The sequence below is a fragment of the Mesorhizobium sp. M2A.F.Ca.ET.067.02.1.1 genome (assembly GCF_004023285.1).
Classification (GTDB): Bacteria; Pseudomonadota; Alphaproteobacteria; order Rhizobiales; family Rhizobiaceae; genus Mesorhizobium.
Window position 1 is genome coordinate 1 of sequence record NZ_RZSB01000633.1, and the last position, 3,538, is coordinate 3,538.

Genomic DNA, 3,538 nt, shown 5'->3' on the forward strand with positions numbered 1-3,538 from the left:
TCCTGGATCTGGTCGGCCGCGAGCCAAGTTTCACCGAGCTCGGCATCTTCTCGGCGATGTGGAACGAGCACTGCTCCTACAAGTCCTCAAAGAAATGGCTGCGCACGCTGCCGACCAGATCCAGGATGCGCTGGTATTCATCGGGCTTCAGCCCGTGCGCGGCGACGAGCTCGGGGGTGATCGGCACGGAATTGGAAATGGTCATGAGCGGCGATTTTTGTCCGTGGGAGAGGGGAGGTTCTTCGAGTCTCCTCATATCGCAAGCTTTCGCGCGATACACCCCCACCAGATAGGGAAAACGCCGGAAAACTGCCACTCCCGCGGTGCTTAGGTCTGGGCTTTCAGGCTTGATCAGGAAAAACTGTCGTAGCCGGCGCGGCCTTCGTCGAGCAGGCGGCGGATGACGGCGACGCCGCCGGCGACATCCTGGCTTTGCCGCGGCTGCGAGACGCCGAAGCGCACGCCGTGAAAGACCTGCTCGGAGCGGCCGGCCTTGAACTCGTCCTCGTCGTCGATAAGCACGCCTTGCGCCAGGCAGGCGTTCTTGAAGGTGCCGGAGAGCCATGGATCGGGCAGCGTCAGCCAGACGAAGGGCACGTTGTTCCGCGCCTTGAAGTCGAAGCCCGTCAGCACGTCGCGCACGATGGCGAGGCGCGTCTGGATTTCGGCAACGCAGCGCTTGCGGATATCGCTTGCCTGCCCCGACGTCACCAGCCTCGTGCCGACCTCGGCCAGCAGGAATGGCAGGCCGCCGGTCATCATCTTGTGGGCGACACGGATGCGGTGGCGGTAGGCCGGCGGGCAGGAAAGCCAGCCGCCGCGCACGCCGGCGGCGACCGACTTCGACAAGCCGCCGGCGACGATGGTGCGCTCGGGCGCATATTCGGCCAGCAACGGCGTCGGGTCGTCGGTGAGCTCGCCGTAAAGGTCGTCCTCGATCAGCGCGACATTGTATTCGCGCGCGATCCGCGCGATCGCCTGCCGCCGCTCCGCCGACAGCGTCACCAGTGTCGGGTTCTTCGCGGTCGGCATCAGGAACATGACCTTTGGGTGTTTCTGCGCACAGACGCGCTCGAAATCATCCGGGTTGATGCCGTTGTCGTCAGTCGAGACCAGCGCGATGCGTCGCCCGATCAGCCCGGCGCTGCGCGCGATCTGCGAATAGGTGAGGTGCTCGAAGACGACGTAGTCGCCGGGCATGGTCAGCGCCGCGATCGCTGCCATGACCGCGGCATGCGTGCCCAGCGTCGGCACGATCGAATCGGGCGAGGGGCGGAAGGCGTTGCGGGCCAGCCAGCGGCTGCCCGCCTCGTACCAGCGTTCGGGAAAATCACGCGTGTAGCTCGAAATTTCGTGCGGGTGCTCCTGCGCCGTGCGCGCCAGGATGTCGGCGATCACCGCACCCTGGCCGACATCGGGCGCGGCGGTGCTGTCGAAGCGCAGCTTGCCGCTCGGCGCGTCGATGGGGCGCGTACCTTGCAAGCCAGGTTCGAGGTCGGGTTTCGGCGCCTCGGCGCGCTGGCCGAGCACATAGGTGCCGCGACCGACCTCGCCGCTCACCAAACCGCGTTCACGCAGCAGCTGATAGGCCCTGCCGATGGTGCCGACAGTCGTGCCGATGTCATAGGCGAGATCGCGCTGCGGCGGCAGTTTTGCACCGGCATCGATGACGCCCTTGTCGATATCTGACTCAATGCTGTCAGCAAGGCGCTGATAGAGCGGACCGGAGCCAGTGGAGAGGTCAGGGAGCCAATTTGTCATGGTGACAATTATCTATATTGCACCGCGCGATGAGTCAATCCATATCGAACCCACGATTGGAAAGGTACAATCGAGACAAGGGACGACAATGGATACAATTGATACAATTCGCTACGCTCGCCCGGCTTTTGGCGCGCAAGCCGAGCCCTTGGCCCATCGCGGCGTTGTCGGCCGGCTGGTGGTTGTGCTCCGTTCCATCGCCAGGCAGATCGACCGCATGCTCGAGCGCCGGCGCGGCCGCCTCGCACTGCTTGAGATGACAGACGAGCAGCTCAAGGATATCGGCATCTCACGCTGCGATGCCCATCGCGAAGGCATCAGGTCGTTCTGGGAGTGACGCCCCGTCGTCGAATGGCAACCTATCGGCGGCCCGATTGAACGCGGGTTGCGGGTTTCCCCCGCAATCCGCCGATGCCGTGATCGATCAGCACGGCAAGCACACTCGATCCGACGAACAGCGCCGTGACGCCCACGGCCGAAACGGCGACGCTGGCCGCGCCGGTTCTTGGTCACGTCGAGGAACGGATAGGGCACTTCGCCGGCGAAGGGCGCGCGGATCAGCGCGTAGCCGAGATAGGTGAGCGGATAGATCATCCACCAGGAGATATCGCGCCAGCGCGTCGAGCCATCCGCGCCGGCAATGAGCCACCACAGCACGAAGATCAGCGGCGTGACATAGTGGAGCAGGATGTCGCAAAGCAGGAACAGGCCCTGTGTTGCCAAAGCCCTGCCAGCACGGTCGCGTAGACGATGAAGACCAGCGTGATGGACACCGCGACGCCGGCGCGCATGCGCTGCCCGGCGAAGGCCGGGAACCAAGCATAGCCGGTGGGTGACAGCAGCGAAGCATGCACCATCACGGCGGCGATGTTGGTCAAGATGGTGAAGAAGCTGAGAAGAAAGACGATCGAGCCTAGCAGGCTGCGCCCGGCCGCCATCGACGCCGGAATGGTGATCGCGGCTTGCAGGACAAGCGCAATCAGCCCGATGACCAGCCCCGCGATCTGCAGGAACCGGCTCATGGCAGGTTCACGCGGCAGCCGCGCAGGACGGGTTTCCGGCCTGCCAGCGGGCAATGTCGGAACCGATGCGGGCGCCGAGCGGCTCGTTCATCAGCGGCCCGAACACGTCGACGCGGCTGGAATTGCCCTGCGCCTGCACGACCAGCAGCGGCTTGCCGCCATAATGCTTGGCGGGCACCAGCAGGAAGCGCGGCGTGCCGCTGTAGGAATTGAGCTCGTTGGCCATCTGGTAGGCCTTGAAGGCCGGATCCTTGCTGGCGATCCAGCATTTATGCGCCGAAATGGCGACCTGTTCCATGGCAAGCAGTGAGGCGCTTTTGCCCGAGGGAACCGGCGTCGTCTTGGGGCTGGACTGGCAGGAAGCCAAGGCGAGCCCGGCGGCGGCCAGGAGAGCAAGGCGAGCGATCGTCGGTCTCATGGTCAGTCCGCCCCCGCGTTCCGATAGGATTCTTAAAGGATCAAGCCGCGAGGCCGAGCGCGCTTTCGAACAACGCGCGTCCATCATTGCCGCCATGCGCCGCCTCGATCAGGTTTTCGGGATGCGGCATCAGACCGAGCACGTTGCCCTTGTCGTTGACGATGCCGGCAATATCGTTGATCGAGCCGTTGGGATTGGTGCCTTCGGCGTAGCGGAACACCACCTGGCCTTCGCCTTCGAGCCGGGCGAGCGTCTCGGCGTCGGCGAAGTAATTGCCGTCATGATGCGCCACGGGCGAGCGGATGATCTGCCCGGGCTTGTAGTGCCGGGTGAACAT

At 64.5% G+C, this 3,538-nt stretch carries 4 protein-coding genes and 2 pseudogenes; 2 read left to right on the forward strand and 4 right to left on the reverse strand.

The window, feature by feature from the left end; translation table 11 throughout:
* Window positions 1-119, forward strand: a pseudogene (locus EOA28_RS39085) (hypothetical protein); the annotation flags it as partial.
* Window positions 120-351: 232 nt separating this feature from the next.
* Here EOA28_RS39085 and EOA28_RS29015 read toward each other — a convergent pair.
* A complete protein-coding gene (locus EOA28_RS29015; RefSeq protein WP_127386014.1) occupies window positions 352-1,761 on the reverse strand; it encodes a PLP-dependent aminotransferase family protein in 1,410 nt (469 codons plus the stop codon).
* A gap of 88 nt (window positions 1,762-1,849) precedes the next feature.
* Between EOA28_RS29015 and EOA28_RS29020 the strand changes: the two genes are divergently transcribed.
* Window positions 1,850-2,098, forward strand: a complete 249-nt coding sequence (locus tag EOA28_RS29020; RefSeq protein ID WP_127253306.1) for a DUF1127 domain-containing protein — start codon at window positions 1,850-1,852, stop codon at window positions 2,096-2,098.
* A 22-nt stretch (window positions 2,099-2,120) separates the two neighbouring features.
* Here the strand turns inward: EOA28_RS29020 and EOA28_RS29025 are convergent.
* The 3 genes and pseudogenes from EOA28_RS29025 to EOA28_RS29035 all read right to left on the reverse strand — a co-directional run.
* Window positions 2,121-2,783: pseudogene (locus EOA28_RS29025) on the reverse strand (Pr6Pr family membrane protein).
* A gap of 7 nt (window positions 2,784-2,790) precedes the next feature.
* Window positions 2,791-3,201 (reverse strand): hypothetical protein, encoded by a 411-nt coding sequence (locus EOA28_RS29030; protein ID WP_127253304.1) that lies wholly within the window; start codon window positions 3,199-3,201, stop codon window positions 2,791-2,793.
* Between the two features lie 40 nt (window positions 3,202-3,241).
* Window positions 3,242-3,538 (reverse strand): phosphoribosylformylglycinamidine synthase subunit PurQ (locus tag EOA28_RS29035; RefSeq protein ID WP_189342229.1); only part of this gene is annotated, 297 nt, incomplete at its 5' end.

Excerpts from the sequence above, each read along its gene's own strand:
- EOA28_RS29015 (WP_127386014.1), bottom strand. The coding sequence starts at position 1,761 with ATGACAAATTGGCTCCCTGACCTCTCCACTGGCTCCGGTCCGCTCTAT.
- EOA28_RS29020 (WP_127253306.1), top strand. The coding sequence starts at position 1,850 with ATGGATACAATTGATACAATTCGCTACGCTCGCCCGGCTTTTGGCGCG.
- EOA28_RS29030 (WP_127253304.1), bottom strand. The coding sequence starts at position 3,201 with ATGAGACCGACGATCGCTCGCCTTGCTCTCCTGGCCGCCGCCGGGCTC.